Annotated in this window: 16 protein-coding genes; 10 read left to right on the top strand and 6 right to left on the bottom strand. The window is 73.9% G+C overall.

Annotation, left to right across the window (positions count from 1 at the left end):
- Positions 1-147: 147 nt before the first annotated feature.
- Positions 148-936, bottom strand: a complete 789-nt coding sequence (locus tag AB0K37_RS06590) for an SAM-dependent methyltransferase (RefSeq protein WP_363975814.1) — start codon at positions 934-936, stop codon at positions 148-150.
- 108 nt (positions 937-1,044) lie between these two features.
- On the opposite strand from AB0K37_RS06590, the gene AB0K37_RS06585 reads away from it, so the two are divergent.
- The 4 genes from AB0K37_RS06585 to AB0K37_RS06570 all read left to right on the top strand — a co-directional run bounded on the left by AB0K37_RS06585 (position 1,045) and on the right by AB0K37_RS06570 (position 4,860).
- Positions 1,045-1,572 carry a MarR family transcriptional regulator gene (locus AB0K37_RS06585; protein ID WP_363975811.1) on the top strand — a complete coding sequence of 176 codons (528 nt, stop codon included), beginning with the start codon at positions 1,045-1,047 and terminating at the stop codon, positions 1,570-1,572.
- Between the two features lie 2 nt (positions 1,573-1,574).
- Entirely contained in the window at positions 1,575-2,891 is a 1,317-nt protein-coding gene (locus AB0K37_RS06580; protein WP_363975808.1) for an MFS transporter, read from the top strand.
- A gap of 189 nt (positions 2,892-3,080) precedes the next feature.
- Positions 3,081-3,563 carry a TrkA C-terminal domain-containing protein gene (locus AB0K37_RS06575; protein WP_345172146.1) on the top strand — a complete coding sequence of 161 codons (483 nt, stop codon included), beginning with the start codon at positions 3,081-3,083 and terminating at the stop codon, positions 3,561-3,563.
- A 7-nt stretch (positions 3,564-3,570) separates the two neighbouring features.
- On the top strand, positions 3,571-4,860 hold the full coding sequence (locus AB0K37_RS06570; RefSeq protein WP_363975805.1) for a cation:proton antiporter: 1,290 nt from the start codon (positions 3,571-3,573) through the stop codon (positions 4,858-4,860).
- A gap of 16 nt (positions 4,861-4,876) precedes the next feature.
- On the opposite strand, the gene AB0K37_RS06565 is transcribed toward AB0K37_RS06570, so the two are convergent.
- Positions 4,877-6,199, bottom strand: a complete 1,323-nt coding sequence (locus tag AB0K37_RS06565) for a cytochrome P450 (protein WP_363975802.1) — start codon at positions 6,197-6,199, stop codon at positions 4,877-4,879.
- A gap of 121 nt (positions 6,200-6,320) precedes the next feature.
- On the opposite strand from AB0K37_RS06565, the gene AB0K37_RS06560 reads away from it, so the two are divergent.
- Both AB0K37_RS06560 and AB0K37_RS06555 read left to right on the top strand, forming a co-directional pair.
- Positions 6,321-6,974, top strand: coding sequence for a TetR/AcrR family transcriptional regulator (locus tag AB0K37_RS06560; protein ID WP_363975800.1), 654 nt, complete (start codon positions 6,321-6,323; stop codon positions 6,972-6,974).
- A 254-nt stretch (positions 6,975-7,228) separates the two neighbouring features.
- Positions 7,229-8,122: an RNA polymerase sigma-70 factor gene (locus AB0K37_RS06555; protein ID WP_363975797.1), complete on the top strand. Its 894-nt coding sequence runs from the start codon at positions 7,229-7,231 to the stop codon at positions 8,120-8,122.
- 30 nt (positions 8,123-8,152) lie between these two features.
- Here AB0K37_RS06555 and AB0K37_RS06550 read toward each other — a convergent pair whose 3' ends face one another.
- Entirely contained in the window at positions 8,153-8,623 is a 471-nt protein-coding gene (locus AB0K37_RS06550) for a CBS domain-containing protein (RefSeq protein ID WP_363975794.1), read from the bottom strand.
- Positions 8,624-8,660: 37 nt separating this feature from the next.
- Positions 8,661-8,927, bottom strand: coding sequence for a histidine kinase (locus AB0K37_RS06545; protein ID WP_363975792.1), 267 nt, complete (start codon positions 8,925-8,927; stop codon positions 8,661-8,663).
- A gap of 228 nt (positions 8,928-9,155) precedes the next feature.
- Between AB0K37_RS06545 and AB0K37_RS06540 the strand changes: the two genes are divergently transcribed.
- Entirely contained in the window at positions 9,156-10,094 is a 939-nt protein-coding gene (locus AB0K37_RS06540; RefSeq protein WP_363975789.1) for a universal stress protein, read from the top strand.
- Positions 10,095-10,159: 65 nt separating this feature from the next.
- Entirely contained in the window at positions 10,160-10,534 is a 375-nt protein-coding gene (locus tag AB0K37_RS06535; protein ID WP_363975786.1) for a CBS domain-containing protein, read from the top strand.
- Between the two features lie 306 nt (positions 10,535-10,840).
- On the opposite strand, the gene AB0K37_RS06530 is transcribed toward AB0K37_RS06535, so the two are convergent.
- Complete coding sequence (locus AB0K37_RS06530; protein ID WP_363975783.1) at positions 10,841-11,092, bottom strand: DUF1876 domain-containing protein; 252 nt, start codon at positions 11,090-11,092, stop codon at positions 10,841-10,843.
- Between the two features lie 209 nt (positions 11,093-11,301).
- Here AB0K37_RS06530 and AB0K37_RS06525 point away from each other — a divergent pair, with 209 nt between their 5' ends.
- Entirely contained in the window at positions 11,302-12,654 is a 1,353-nt protein-coding gene (locus AB0K37_RS06525; RefSeq protein ID WP_363975780.1) for a nicotinate phosphoribosyltransferase, read from the top strand.
- Between the two features lie 21 nt (positions 12,655-12,675).
- Here the strand turns inward: AB0K37_RS06525 and AB0K37_RS06520 are convergent, their stop codons facing one another.
- The gene (locus AB0K37_RS06520) at positions 12,676-13,527 is read right to left on the bottom strand and encodes a universal stress protein (protein WP_363975777.1); all 852 of its coding nucleotides are present in this window, start codon (positions 13,525-13,527) and stop codon (positions 12,676-12,678) included.
- Positions 13,528-13,797: 270 nt separating this feature from the next.
- Between AB0K37_RS06520 and AB0K37_RS06515 the strand changes: the two genes are divergently transcribed.
- Complete coding sequence (locus AB0K37_RS06515; RefSeq protein ID WP_363975774.1) at positions 13,798-14,937, top strand: site-2 protease family protein; 1,140 nt, start codon at positions 13,798-13,800, stop codon at positions 14,935-14,937.
- Positions 14,938-15,035 lie beyond the last annotated feature (98 nt).

The following is a 15,035-nucleotide window of genomic DNA, read 5'->3' as shown; positions in this document are numbered from 1 at the left end:
CTTTCGCGGCAAGACACGAAGTCATTCTTTACCGCAATGCATGGCATCCCATGAGATGGCCGGGACTTCGCCACGAAAAGCAGAGAACAAACATTTTACGGAAATCGGGAGACGACCATTCCGGGCTCCTCATCGCGGAGCGGCGCGTCAGGGCTTGCGGGCCACTCCGCCTGAGCAGGACACCTCGGGGACGTCGTCCTGGTCGGGGTCGGGCCGCCACCGCGTCACCGGCACGACACCGGGTTCCAGCAGCTCCAGGCCGTCGAAGTAGCCGGCGATCTGCTCCTGCGTCCGAGGATGGTAGGGGACGGCGCCGCTCGCGGAGTTGTAGGTGCGGATGGCCGCGACGTAGGCGGGGTCGCTGTCGGTGCCGTCGTAGACGGCCAGGTAGCTGCCGGACGGCAGCGCCGCCATGAGCCGGCCGACGATCGAACGGGCCTGGTCGTAGTCGCCCACCAGCCCGAGGATGCCCATGAGCATGAGTGCGACGGGCTCGTCGTAGTCGAGGGTGCGGGAGGCTTCGGCGAGGATGGACTCGGGTTCGCGGACGTCGGCCTCGATGTAGTCGGTGGCGCCTTCGGGCGTGCTGGTCAGCAGCTTCCGGGCGTGCGTCAGCACCAGCGGGTCGTTGTCGACGTAGACGATCCGGGAGGCCGGGGCGAGCCGCTGGGCGATCTCGTGGGTGTTGTCCATGGTGGGCAGCCCGGTCCCGATGTCCAGGAACTGGCGGACGCCCGCCTCCCCCGCCAGGTGGCGCACCACCCGGCGCAGCATCCGCCGGGACTGCCGGGCCATGGCGACCATCCCGGGGAAGACCGCGAAGATCTTTTCTCCGGCCTGCCGGTCGACGGGGTAGTTGTCGGTACCGCCCAGCAGGAAGTTCCAGATCCGGGCCGAATGCGGCACGGTCGTGTCGATCTCGGGTTGTGAGCTCACCGCAGACGCCCTCCCGGTCCTCGGATTCCTTGCTCTTCTACCCACCACGGCCCGGCTGAGCGTGGTCCGGAGGGGCCAGATATGCATGAGCACTGTTATATTAGCGCTGTGACATCTTCGGACCCGACCGCGACGCCGGGGCGGTGGCATGCGCTGCACACCCTGCTGGCCGGCCTGGACGCCCAGATCGAATCCCTGTACACCGACCGAGGCATCCGGGGAGTCCGCCCCCGCTTCGCCTACCCCCTGATCCGGCTCGCGCACACCGGCCCGCTCACGATCCGCGAACTGGCCGCCTCGCTGGACCGCTCCCACTCGGCGATGAGCCAGACGATCGCGGCCATGCGCCGAGAGGGCCTGGTCGATTCCGAGCCGGGCGCCGACGCCCGCACGCGCCGCGTCTCGCTGACCGACCGCGGCCGCGCCCTCGTCCCGTTCCTGGAGGCCGAGTGGCGCGCGACCGAGGCGGCGGTCGCCGAACTCGACGACGAGGTGCCGCACCGGCTCAGCGCCGTCGTCGCCGAGCTGGAGCGCGCGCTGGCCCGGCGGCCGATGAAGGACAGGATCCTCTCCCACCTCGGCGCCGTGCCGCCCGATCCCGCGCCCCGGGGGCCCGCCGCCCCGGCCGGGCCCTAGCCGTGGCCCTACGCGAACGGCTCATCGACGTCCGTCCGCTGCGCGGGAGCCGGCCGTTCCGCGCCCTGTGGGTCGGGTCGTCGCTCGCCTCGATCGGCCGTCAGATCGCCGTCGTCGCCGTCCTGCAGCAGGTCTGGGAGCTGACCCGCAGCCCGCTGTGGACCGGGGCCATCGGCCTGGCCACGGGTGTGCCCATGCTCGTCCTCGGCCTGGTCGGCGGATCGCTGGCCGACGCCGTCGACCGCAGGAGCCTCGTCCGCGCGGCCACCGGCGGCCAGGCGCTGGCGTCCCTGGGCCTGATGGCGCAGGCCGCCGCCGGGAACCGGTCGGTGACGCTGCTGCTGGCCCTGGTCGCCGCCGAGTCCGGGTGCGCGGCGCTCGGGGCGCCGGCCCGGCGCACCTTCCCCGTCCGGCTGCTGCCCTCCGACCAGGTCGCCGCCGGGCTCGCCCTGCAGAGCGTCGCGTTCCAGGCGTCCATGCTGGTCGGGCCGGCCGTCGCCGGGCTCGTGCTCGCGCAGTGGCGCTACCCCGCCGCGTACGCGGTCCAGGCGCTGGCCACCGCCGCGTCGATGGCGGCCGTGATCCGGCTGCCCGCGATGCCCGTCAGGCGCGCCGAGGATCAGCGGCCGGCGGGAGCGGAACGCCGCGGGCCGCTCCCGGGAGGCTGGCGGATCGTCCTGCGGCACCCGGTCCTGTGGGGGTCCTTCGGCGTCGACCTCGCCGCGACCGTCCTCGCCATGCCCGTCGCGCTCTTCCCCATGGTCAACGAGCTCCGGTTCGGCGGCGATCCCCGGACGCTGGGGCTGTTCCTGTCCGCGATCGCGGTCGGCGGGCTCGGCGCCGGCCTGTTCTCGGGGACGGTCACCCGCCTCCGACGCCGCGGCCTCGCCCAGCTCGTCGCGGCCTCCGCCTGGGGGCTGGCCCTCGCCGGTTTCGGTCTCGCCGGGCCCCTCTGGCTCGCGCTGTCCTGCCTGGCGGCGGCCGGCGCGGCCGACACCGTGGCCGTGATCACCCGCGGCGCCCTGATCCAGGTCGAGACCCCCGACCACTTCCGGGGGCGGGTCTCCTCGGTCGAGCACGTCATCGGCGTCGCCGGCCCCGAGCTCGGCAACTTCCGCGGAGGGCTGCTCGCGTCCGCCGCCTCCGCGCCCCCGGCCCTCCTGGCGGGCGGCCTGGCGGCGGCGGCCGCGGTCGTCTCCGTCGGCCTCCTCAACCCTCATTTGCGCCGGCACCCGGCAACGCCCCGGCACCGGGACCCGGGCCGCCCTCCGCGGCAGGGGTCTCCCCGGACGCCGGAGTCTCCCGCGACCAGCCGATGACCCTGCTCGCCAGGCACCGTGGGCTGCGCTTCCATGGGCGGGTTTCGCCTAAGGTCGTGTTCCGGTCGGTTCTGGAACCATGTCCGAAACCCCCTGGGCGGCGCTCAGGGACGGCCGGGTCCGGCGCACGGGCGTGCCGGGGCATCCTTCGTGCGGCCACGGAGATCACGGAGAAGGCGGGAGAGGGTCATGGACGTCGAGCGGACATCGCTGCCGGGCATCGGGTTGCGGCACGTCTTCACCACCGGGCGGGGGCGCCAGATCGGGGTGGTGTCGCACCGCACGGGCCGCCGCGACCTCGTGATCTACGACAAGGACGATCCCGACACCTGCGTGGTGTCGGTGGCGCTGGCGGCCGAGGAGGCCAACGCCCTCGCCGAGCTGCTGGGCACCGGCCGGGTGGTGGAACGGCTGGCCGAGCTCAACCGGCAGGTCGAGGGGCTGGTGACCGAGCAGATCCTGCTGACGGCCGCCTCGCCGTTCGCGGGACGCCGGCTGGGCGACACCCGGGCCCGCACCCGCTCCGGCGCCTCGATCGTGGCGGTGGTGCGCGACGGCGAGGTCATCGCCAGCCCGCGCCCGGACTTCGAGTTCCGCGCCGAGGACGTCGTGGTGGTGGTCGGCACCGACGAGGGGACGGCCGCCGTCGCGGCCATCCTGCACGGCGGGTGACAGGACCGTGCACGCCGCGACACAACTGATCGAACTAGGGGCGATCGTCCTGGCGCTCGGGCTGCTGGGCGCGATGGCGGTCCGCTTCTCCATCTCACCGATCCCGCTGTACCTGGTGGCCGGGCTCGCCTTCGGCTCGGGCGGCATCCTGCCCCTCGGCGCCAGCGAGGAGTTCGTCTCGCTCGGCGCCGAGGTGGGGGTCATCCTGCTCCTGTTCACCCTCGGGCTGGAGTACACCGCGGGCGAGCTCGTCGGAACGCTGCGCACCTCGGCTCCCGCAGGACTGGCCGACCTCGTGCTCAACGCCGCTCCCGGGGTGGCGGTGGCGCTGGTCCTGGGCTGGGGGCCGGTCGCCGCGGTGGCGCTCGGCGGCATCACCTACGTCACCTCGTCCGGGATCACCGCGAAGGTCATGGGCGACCTCGGCTGGCTGGGCAACCGGGAGACCCCGGCGGTGCTGTCGATCCTGGTGTTCGAGGACCTGGCGATGGCCGCCTACCTGCCGATCCTCACCGCGCTGCTGGCCGGGGCCTCGCTGGCCGCCGGGGCGACCACGCTCGGCATCGCCGCCGCCACCATCACCCTGATCCTGTACGTCGCGCTGCGGCACGGCCGGCTGGTGGAGCGGTTCGTGGCCAGCCCCACCGACGAGGTGCTGCTGCTGAAGGTGCTGGGCCTGACCCTCCTGGTCGCCGGCGTGGCCCAGCAGTTGCAGGTGTCGGCGGCGGTCGGGGCGTTCCTGGTCGGCATCGCCCTGTCGGGCCCGCTGGCCCACACCGCGCGCGAGCTGCTGGCTCCGCTGCGGGACCTGTTCGCCGCGGTGTTCTTCGTGTTCTTCGGCCTGCACACCGACCCCGGCCAGCTGCCCCCCGTGCTGGGCGTGGCCGCGCTGCTCGCCCTCGCCGGGATCGCCACCAAGCTCGCCTCGGGCTGGCTGGCCGCCCGCCGCGCGGGCGTGGCCGCCCGCGGGCGGCTGCGCGCCGGAGCGGCACTGGTCCCGCGCGGAGAGTTCAACATCGTCATCGCCGGGCTGGCGGTGTCCGACGGCATCAACCCCCGGCTCGGGCCGCTGGCCGCCGCCTACGTGCTGATGCTGGCCATCGCCGGGCCGCTGATCGCCCGCGGCGTCGAACCCTTCATCCGCTGGCGCAACATCCGGCCGTCCCGCACCCGGCCGGACGGGGCGCGCCGGAAGGGGGACGTCCCCCGGCCCGCCGACGGGGCGGCCGCCGACCGGGAGGTCGGGCGGGACGAGGCGGAGCCCTCGGACCGGCCGCCGGTGCCCGGCCAGCAGTGAACCGCGCCTCGGTCCTTCAGCGCCGCGACGGCGGAGGGGTGAAGGTGCAGGGCAGGCGCTTGTAGCCGTTGATGAAGCCGGACATGAGCCGGTCGGGCTCCCCCGCGGCGATGTCGGGCAGGCGGGTGAACAGCTCGCGGAACATCACGGTGATCTCTCGCCGTGCCAGGTTGGCGCCCATGCAGAAGTGCGGCCCGGGGCCGCCGAACCCGACGTGGGGGTTCGGCGAGCGCGTGATGTCGAACCGGTCGGGGTCGGCGAAGACCGCCTCGTCGCGGTTGGCGGACCAGTAGAACAGCGTCACACGGTCGCCCTCGCGGAAGGTGTGGCCGTTCATCTCATGGTCGCGGGTGAGGTTGCGCCGCATGAAGATGACCGGGCTGCTGAAGCGCACGATCTCCTCGACGGCCCCGGCGATGCGTCCGTCGAAGTCGGCCAGCAGCAGTTCGCGCTGGTCGGGGTGCTCGGTGAACAGCTTCAGGCCGTGCGCGATCGCGTTGCGGGTGGTCTCGTTCCCGGCGACCACCAGCAGCAGGAAGAACGTGGCGAACTCGCGCGGGGTCAGCCGTTCGCCGTCGACGTTGGCGTTCACCAGCGCGGAGGTCAGGTCGCCGGTCGGGGACGCCCTGCGCTCGCGTCCGAGCCGGGCCGCCAGCCGGTGCAGCCGCCACCCCGCGGACGCCACCGTGCCCAGCATGCGCAGCGTGCCGAGCCGCCCCGGTTTCGGGGCGCCGTCCCTGTACTCGATGGTGGCGCCCACGTACTCGGGGTCGCTGTAGCCGACGATGATGTTGGTCAGTTCCACCACCCGCCGGTGGTGCCGGGCGGGGATGCCGAGCATGTCGCAGATGACCTCGACCGGCAGCCGCGCCGCCGCCCCGGACACGAAGTCGCCGCCGCCGGCCTCGACCAGCTCGTCCACGATCCGGGCGGCGCGCCGGGCGATGTCGTCCTCGGCCCTGGCCAGCATCTTGGGACTGAACGCCCGGGAGACGATCCGGCGGATCTTGGCGTGCCGCGGGTCGTCCATGTCGATCATCGAGTTGAAGTAGCCGTCCATCCAGCGCGGCATGTCGGCCGGGCTGGTGGCGCTGGGCTCGCTGCTGAAGATCTCCGGGTGGCGGCTGGCCTCCGTCACGTCGGCGTGGTGGACCAGCGCCCAGGACCCCGGGCTCTGCCTGAGGAAGGGGAGCTTGGGCAGGGTGAAGAACACCGGCCCCGGCTGGGCGCGCAGCAGCGCGAACGCCCGCGCCCGCTCTTCCAGCGGGCGGGCCCAGAACCGCAGGTCGCTCAGGTCGATGTCCGCCAGGGTCAGCTGCGGGGGGATCTCCGTGGCCACCGGGCCTCACGCTCCCGTCTCGTCGCGACCGAGCTTCTGGTGAGGCAACACACCAGAAATATCTGGTGAGTACCGTCTCCAGATTTGCGGAGGAAGTCAAGGGATGCGGCACAATCGGGCTGTGACGTCCCAGACGCCCCGCGCACGCCCCTACGGCGGCGTGCCCGCCGACGAGCGCCGGGCCCGCCGCCGGGCCGCGCTGCTGGCGGCCGGGCTGGAACTGCTGGGCACCCAGGGGTGGGCCGCCACGACCGTGCGGAAGGTGTGCGCCGAGGCCGGGCTCAACGACCGCTACTTCTACGAGAGCTTCCCGGACCGCGACGCCCTCCTCCTGGCGATCGTCGACGACCAGGTCGCCCGGGGCACCGACGTGATCCTCTCCGCCGCCCGCCGGGCGCCCCGGCATCCGCATGCCCGCACCCGCGCCGTGGTCACCGCCGTGTTCGACTTCCTGACCACCGACCCGCGCCGGGCCCACATCCTCACCCACGCCTTCCCCTCCTCCCCCCTCCTCCAGCGCCGGCGGATCGAGATCATCCGGACCATGGCCGCGATCTTCGCCGCCCAGACCCACGAGACCCTCGACCACGTCCCGCTTCCCGACGTCGACGTGGAGCTGACCGGCCTGACCCTCACCGCGGGGCTCTGGGAGCTGTTCACCACCTGGTTCCGCGGAGACCTGGACGTCGACCGCGACCACCTGATCGACTACACCGTCGCGCTGACGCTGAGCACCGTCGAACTGGCCGCGCCCCTCCACCACCGCCTCCACTGACGGCCGCACCGCCGTCCGAGACCCGGCCCGCACCGGCCCGCCCGTGGAGGCCGTCGGCTGGCCAGGCCCTATATCGTGTAACGGTCGCCGGGCATGCACCACACGCACCCCGCCGCGCGCCCGGCCTCCGGTTCCGGGACGCCCGTCCGCTGAGGCGGCCGCATGCGCCGCTGTGACGGAGCACACTCGCGCCGGTGTTACGGACGGGCCGTCCGCGGTGTCCTGTGGACGACCCGCGCAGGAAGGATGAATCCGTGAGCGACCACGCCGCCGATCCGGCGACCGAGGACTTCGTCACCCACCGCAACCTGCTCTTCACCGTCGCCTACGAGATGCTCGGTTCCGCCGCCGACGCCGAGGACGTCCTCCAGGAGACCTGGCTGCGGTGGGTCAAGGTCGACCTGGCGGAGGTGCGCGACCGGCGCGCCTACCTGGTCCGGATCACCACCCGGCAGGCGCTCAACCGGTTGCGGACGATGACGCGCCGCAAGGAGGCCTACGTCGGGCCCTGGCTTCCCGAGCCGCTGCTCACCTCGCCGGACGTGGCGGAGGACGTCGAGCTCGCCGAGAGCATGTCGATGGCGCTGATGCTCGTCCTGGAGACGCTGGCGCCCACCGAACGCGCCGTCTTCGTGCTCCGCGAGGTCTTCGACGTCGGCTACGAGGAGATCGCGGCCGCGGTCGGCAAGAGCACCGCCGCCGTCCGCCAGATCGCCCACCGCGCCCGCCGGCACGTCGACGCCCGCCGCCCCCGCGAGGCGGTCTCGCAGGCCGAGACCCGGGCCGTGCTGGACTCGTTCCGGCGCGCTCTCGACACCGGCGACCTCAAGGGGCTGCTCGACGTGCTCGCCCCCGACGTCGTGCTGGTGGGCGACGGCGGCGGCCTCAAGCAGGCGGCGCTCCGGCCGGTCACCGGCGCCGAGAAGGTGGCCCGCTACATCATCGGCGGCACCGGCAGGGTGACGAGAACGGTCACCGTCGAGCAGACCGTGGTGAACGGCAACCCGGCGCTCGTCCTCCGGCTGGACGGCGAGCTCGACGGCATCCTTGCGGCCCGCGTCGAAGACGCCCGCATCACCGGCCTCTACTACGTCCGCAATCCCGAGAAGCTGACCCGCGTGGAGGCCGAGACCCCGCTCACGCGATGAACCCGCGGAGGCGCCGGCGGGACCCTCGGCTCAGCTCGGCGGCCGGTCGGGCAGGAGCCGGTCGAGCAGGTGGGCGACGGTGATGACGCCGATCAACGGCGCGTCGGTGCGGTCGGCCTCGCCGCTCACCGCGACGACGGGGCTGCGGTCGGCCGCCATGACGCTGGCGATCTCCATGACGGTGGCGTCGGCGTCGACGACGGGCAGCGCCTTGCGCTCCTCGCCGAGCAGATCGGCGACGCGCTTCTCGCCGAGCTTGGCGCACAGCATGTCGGCATGCCTCTCGTCGTAGACCCGGGCCAGGGCGGGGTCGTCGCGAACGTGCGCCGGGATGATGGACCGCAGCAGCTGCGAAGCGGGGATCACCGCGACGGGCCGGCGGCCGGGGTCGACCACGATCAGCCCGGCGAGCCGGTGCTCGGCCACCAGCCGCGCCGCGTCCAGCGCACCGCTGTCCGGCGTGACGGTCGGGTATTCGACGGCGAGGTCTCGTGCGCGCACCGCTCCAACGTAACCGACCTCCCGGCAGGGCGCGGGTTCAGCGGTCGGCGGCGTCCGGGTTCCGGGCAGCGGCGTGGAGGTCGAAGACGACACGGCGCAGGTCGTCGATGGTGTCGTCCAGTCCGGTCAGGGCCGTCCGGACGCGCAGGGTGGCGTGGGGGTCCTGGATGCGGGCCAGGGCAGCGTGCAGTTCCAGGCCGATGCCGAACAGGCGGCGGGTGATCTGGTCGGCCAGGTCGTGGGCGATGCGCTGCGCGTCACTCGATTCGTACTCGCGCCTGAGCGCAGGCGACGTATGGGTCATCTCCCTCTGCCCTCTGCACGGGGAGCAAACGGTACAAATTGGATCATTCCCCGGAGCGCACCCCGAACCACGCCCGCGAGCCATGGATTTGCGGGCACTTTGTCGATTCTGTCCGCATTCCTGCCTGCTTTCAGGGCCGAAGGTCCCTCGAACCGGGGACAGCGGCCCCTGCCTGCGCCTTTCCGCCCGGAGGAAGGCTGGATACACCGACAGGGGGAGGGATCGGCCATGAACGATCAAGAGAGGACGGGCGCCGTCCTGGTCGGGTACGACGGGTCGCCCGTCGCGGACGAGGCGCTCCGGTGGGGGGTGCGGGAGGCGCGGTTCCGTCACCTGCCCCTCACGGTCTGCCATGCCTGGCACTGGCCCTATCCGCTGCGCCAGCCGGACGACGACACGCTGGAGGTCCTGCGCGGTGCGGGCGCGATCGTGGCGGACGACGGCGTGCGCAAGGCCCACGGCCTCGCCGAGGGCCTGGACGTCCGCTGGCGCCTGGAGCGGGGGTGGGCCTCGGCCGTGCTTCTGGAGGCGTCGCGCGACGCCGCGCTGGTCGTGCTCGGATCGCGGGGGCACGGCGGGTTCGAGGGCCTGTCGGTCGGCTCCACCGCGTTCCAGGTGGCGTCCCACTCCGACCGCCCGGTCGTCGTCGTCGGGCCCGGCCTTCCGTCCGCCCCCCGGGGCCGCGAGCGGCTGGTGGTGGGCGTGGACGGCTCGACGGGCGGCGAGTCCGCCATCGGCTTCGCCTTCGAGGAGGCCGCGCTGCGCGGCGCATCGGTGACGGCCGTGTGCGGCTGGTGGGACCCGGCCGCGTTCCGCGGGCCGGACCGCGTCCCCTTCAGCGACCCCCAAATGATCAGGCGCGAGGCGACGGCGCGGTTCGAGGAGGACGTCGCGCCCTGGCGGAGCCGGTTCCCGCAGGTGCCGCTCGATACCGAGTTCGTGGTCGACACTCCGCGGCAGGCCCTGATCGGCGCCGCCCGCGGCGCGGCGCTGCTGGTGCTGGGCGCGCGCGGGATCGGCTCGGGGCCCCAGACGCTCCTGGGTCCGGTGACCCAGGCCGCGCTGCAGGAGGCGCTCTGCCCGGTGGCGGTGGTGCCCGCCCAAGGAGCCGGGCGGCGCGGGACCGAGGCGACCGCGGGGGCCTCGGCGCGCGGCGGGACGGGCTGAGAAGCGCGCGGCCGTCCGGGCGTCCGCCCGGACGGCCGGAGCCACCGATCCAACGGGGAGGGAACATGCTGGTCAGCAACGTTTACCGGCCGACAGTCTTCGCCTGCCGGGCCGACGAGCCGCTCGCCGACGTCGCGCGGCGGATGATCGAGAGGAAGGTCGGCGCGCTGGCGGTGCTCGACGGCGAGCGGGTCGCCGGGATCATCACCGAGCGCGACCTGGCCGGGGCCCTCGCCTCGTCGGCCGACCCGGCGACCGAGGAGGCGGCGGGGTACGCCTCGGCGCACGTCGAGACCGCCGGCCTGGACGAGGACGCGCGGGACGTCGCGCGCCGGATGCTGGACGCGGGCATCCGCCACCTGCCAGTGGACGATCACGGTCGGCTGGTGGGGATGGTCTCGATGCGCGACCTGCTCGCACTGGAGACCTGGGCGGCCTGAGGTCCGTGAGGCCCGCCGGGCGGGCGGCCGTCAGGCGGGCCGCGCGATGAGCACCGGGCAGCGGCACCGGTGGATGACCGTGTTGGGGTCACCGACCCCAGCGGCATGAGCGGATCCCTGCGGTCGCGGCGGCCGACCACGACCGCAGCCCCGCGCCGTCCATCGCGGCGCGCGCCTCGTCCCAGCGGAAGCGGTCGGCGCCTTCTCGTAGTCGTCCAGATTCGGCGGGGGGCCGGGCACACGGCCCTGGTGATGGGATCCCGGCCCATGCGGCTCACCTCGGCGAAGAGCGCGATCCCCCGACGTTCACGCAGGTCCCGCGAGCTGGGCGATGTCCTTGTCCGCGACACCGTGGAGCCTGCCGGCCAGATCGGCGAGCGCCCGGCTCACGGCGAGCTCGTCGCCGATCTCCGGAACCTCGCGGTCGGCCGGGTTGCGGCGCGCGTGCCCGCGCCCGGTGGTCCTCTTCTCGCCACCGCTGAACAGGACCGCGTGCGCGACGGTGTCCATGCCCTCCTCGGTGATATGGAGCTCGACGCTCCACTCCTTGGCCTTCATGACGATCCTCCTTCGCTCGGCCGTTCACCCTCCATCGTCGGAAGGCGGCCGGAGCGCCCCTAGGGGCGGAAGTCCCGAATCCGCTGCTCAGGCTGCCCGGAGGGACCTTCGGCCCCGGTCCGCGGGACCGATGGAGGCGCGCGGCCGCGCCCGGGCGGGGAAGGCTCGACCCGAACGGCGGCGGATCGACGGGCGCGAGGACGGACCCTATGAGCGGCGGACTGCTGACCGACCTGTACGAGGTGACGATGGCGGCGAGCTACCTGCGCCGCGGCATGGCCGGGCCCGCGACGTTCAGCCTCTTCGTCCGCGAACTGCCCCGCGACCGCGGTTTCCTGATCGCCGCCGGGCTGGAGGACTGCCTGTCGTTCGTCGAGGACTACCGGTTCTCCCGGGAGGACCTCGACTACCTGGCGGTGGAGCAGGGAATGGACGACGCCTCGCTCCGCGCGTTCGAGCGCCTCCGGTTCACCGGAGAGGTCCGGGCGGTCCCCGAAGGACGCGTCGTCTACCCGGGCGAACCCCTTCTGGAGGTCACCGCGCCGATCGCGGAGGCCCAGCTGGTGGAGACCGTGCTGCTGAACCACATCACGTTCCAGTCCACGGTGGCCACGAAGGCCGCCCGCTGCGTGCGCGCGGCCGCCGGTGCGCGGGTCATCGACTTCTCCTTCCGCCGCACGCAGGGCGTGGACGCGGCGATGGCCGTCGCGCGGGCCTCCTACCTCGCCGGTTTCGCCGGCACCAGCAACGTCGAGGGCGCCCGGCGGTACGGCGTCCCGGCGACCGGCACGATGGCCCACTCCTACATCGAGGCCTTCCCCGGCGAAAGCGAGGCGTTCGCGGCCTTCGCCGCCGACTTCCCCGAGCGCACCACGCTCCTGGTCGACACCTACGACACGCTCGGCGGGGTCGCCGCGGCCATCCGCACGGCCCGCCGGGCGGGGCTGTCCGCCCTGGCGGGGATCCGGCTCGACTCCGGCGACCTCGGCGACCTCGCGGTCAAGGCCCGCTCGATGCTGGACGAGGCCGGCATGACCGGCACGCGGATCGTGGCGAGCGGCGGGCTGGACGAGCACCGGATCGCGGACCTGGCCGCGGCCGGCGCGCCGATCGACGTGTACGGGGTGGGGACCAGGATGGGCGTGTCCGCGGACGCCCCCTACCTCGACAGCGCCTACAAGCTCGTCGCCTACGAGGACCGGCCGGTGATGAAGCTGTCCGCCGGCAAGATCACCGCACCGTGCGCCAAGCAGGTCTACCGGGGCCCGGACGGCGACGTGGTCGCGCTGCGCGACGAGCCCGCTCCGGACGGCATGGAGCCGCTGCTCGTCCCCGTCATGGAGGCGGGGCGCCGCGTCGCGGACCCCGAGCCGCTCGCGACCGCGCGCGAAAGGTGCGCCGCCGAGACCGCCGCCCTTCCCGACCGGATCGCGCGGCTTCGCGCCCCCGAAACCCGTCCCGTCCGGCTGAGCACGCGCCTCCGGCGAGTTCGGGACCGGCTCCACGAGGAACTCGCCGCGGGGCACCGGGCCGCCGGCGAAGGTCCTCTCCCGGGACGGTGACCGCCGGATCGGGCCGGCGCCCTACCGGGGCCCGCCGACGACGGCGACCGGGCACTCGGCATGGTGGATCACCCCGTGGCCGACGGAGCCGAGCCGGAACAGCCCCCAGCGGCGGGGGTGCGCGCCGACGACGGCCAGGTCCGCCGTGCGCGACACCCTGGTCAGTTCGGACACCGGGTGCCCGACCAGGACGTCGTTGACCACATCGACCAGCGGATACCTCTCGTGGAGGGGGGCGTAGGCCTCGATGACCCGCGCCCGCCGCTCGTCGTTGAGGCGCTCCTCGTCAAGGGCGTATCCGGCCTCGGCCATGTCCACGGACAGCTGCCATGCGTGCACGACGCGCAGCCGCGCCCCCCGGACGGCGGCCGCGTCGAAGGCGTACCTGAGCGCCTCTCCCGGTTCCTCGGCGAGGTCGTGCCCGACGACGACCTCGCCGCCGTCGGCGTCTCCGCCGCGCACGATCACCAGCGGGACGGCGGTCCGCCCCGCCATGCGCAGGGCGACCGAGCCGAGCCGGAGCCCGGCGAAGCCGCCGTGCCCGCGGTGCCCGAGCACCAGCTCGAACGCCTTCTCCGCCTCCTCGCGCAGCGCGTCCGCCGTGGCGTTGACGGTCAGGGCCGTCGTCACCCGCAGCTCCGGCCTGCGCTCCAGGACGCGGCCCTCGGCCTCCAGCAGCACGGCGTGCCCGGCCGGCGAGGAGCGCTCGGACGGGCCCGGCAGGTCGAACCGGCGGACCTGGTACGGCCAGATCTCCGCCACGTGGACGATGTGCAGGGGCCGGTGCCGCAGCGCCGCCTCGCACGCCGCCCAGTCGACGGCCCGGGCCGCGGCGACGGACCCGTCGGTCCCCACGACGATCGGTGCGGACATGGCTCCTCCGACGATCACACGCCCTCTCCCGGCCTCCCTCCAGCCTTCGCGGACGTGCCCGGCTCGGGCCAGGGACCAAGGTCCGCCGCGCCGGGGACCTTCGGCGCCGCCGGTCCGCGCCTGATCTTGATCGCTCCCACGGTATGCGCGGCCCCGTCACAAAGGCAGGTCACGGCAGGGAGGCCCAAAGACCTATAAGTAGGGGCAATTCGCCTCTGACCGTCCGGCGGGCCCTCGCGCGAGCCTGGTGGTATCGGTAGGAGGCTCGCGATGAAGCAGACGTTCAGATTCGGCACCTTCCGCGGGATTCCGGTCGGGATGCACTGGTCGGTGCTGGTGATCATGCTGGTGATCGCCGAGATCCTCGCACGCTCGGTGCTGCCCACCGCCGACCCGGGCGCGTCCTCCGGCGCGCGCTGGACGGCGGCCGTGGTGGCCGCGGTGCTGTTCATGGGCTCGCTGGCCGCGCACGAGTTCGGGCACGCGCTGGTCGCCCGCCGCCGCGGCGTGCGGGTCGGTTCGATCACGCTGTGGGCGCTCGGCGGCCTCGCGGAACTGGACGGCGAACCCGGCACCGCCCGCGACGATCTCCAGATCTCCGGGGTCGGCCCGCTGACCAGCGCGGTGGCCGGGGCGGTGTTCGCCGGGGCCTGGGCGGCCGGTCACGCGCTCGGCGCCCCCGTCATCGTCACCGCCTCGCTGAGCTGGCTGGCGGCGACCAACATCCTGATCGCGGTGTTCAACCTGCTTCCGGGGGCGCCGCTGGACGGCGGGCGCATCCTGCGCGCGCTGCTGTGGGGCCGGAGCGGGGACCGGGCGGCCGCGACCCGCAGCGCCCAGCGCGCCGGGATGGTGCTCGGCCAGGTCATGATCGGCGCAGGTCTGCTGACGCTGCTGCTGTGGAGCTGGTTCAACGGGCTGTGGCTGGCCGTGATCGGCTGGTTCATCGCCGGCTCGGCGCGGGCGGAGGCGCGGTTCACCGACCTGCGCGAGGCCGCGAAGGACCTGCGGGTCGCCGACGTCATGACGCGCGACCCCGACCACGGCTGGGCGTGGCAGCCCGCGGCCGCGTTCGTCCAGGACGTGGCGTTGCGGTCACACCAGACGGTGTTCCCGGTCGTGAGCGTGTCCGGCGACCCCGTCGGCGCCGTCACGGTGGACCGGCTGTCCCGCGTCCCGGAGCGGGAGTCCGGCGTCACCCTGGGCGATCTGAGCGTCCCGCTCGGAACCGACCGGATCGTCGACCCGGAGCAGCCCGCGGACGCCCTGCTCCAGATGGCCCCCGTTGCGGGCGGCCTCGTCGCGGCCGTCGCCGCCGACCACCACCTGCTCGGGATCGTCACCACCGACGACCTCCAGCGGATGATGCGGCGGACCCGGCTCCGCCGCGACAGCCCCGCCCCCGCCTGAGCCCTGCGCCTTCGCCCGGAATCGCCGGGGCCCCCGGGGGGGCCCGCGGCCCCGCCGGGCGGGCCCGGGGGGGGGGGGGGGTGGAGGCCGACCCGGGG

This window comes from Actinomadura sp. NPDC049753, from assembly GCF_040674655.1.
Taxonomy (GTDB): domain Bacteria; phylum Actinomycetota; class Actinomycetes; order Streptosporangiales; family Streptosporangiaceae; genus Spirillospora; species Spirillospora verrucosospora.
Note: the sequence above shows the minus strand (reverse complement) of the source record. Positions and strands in the feature narration are given on the sequence as shown.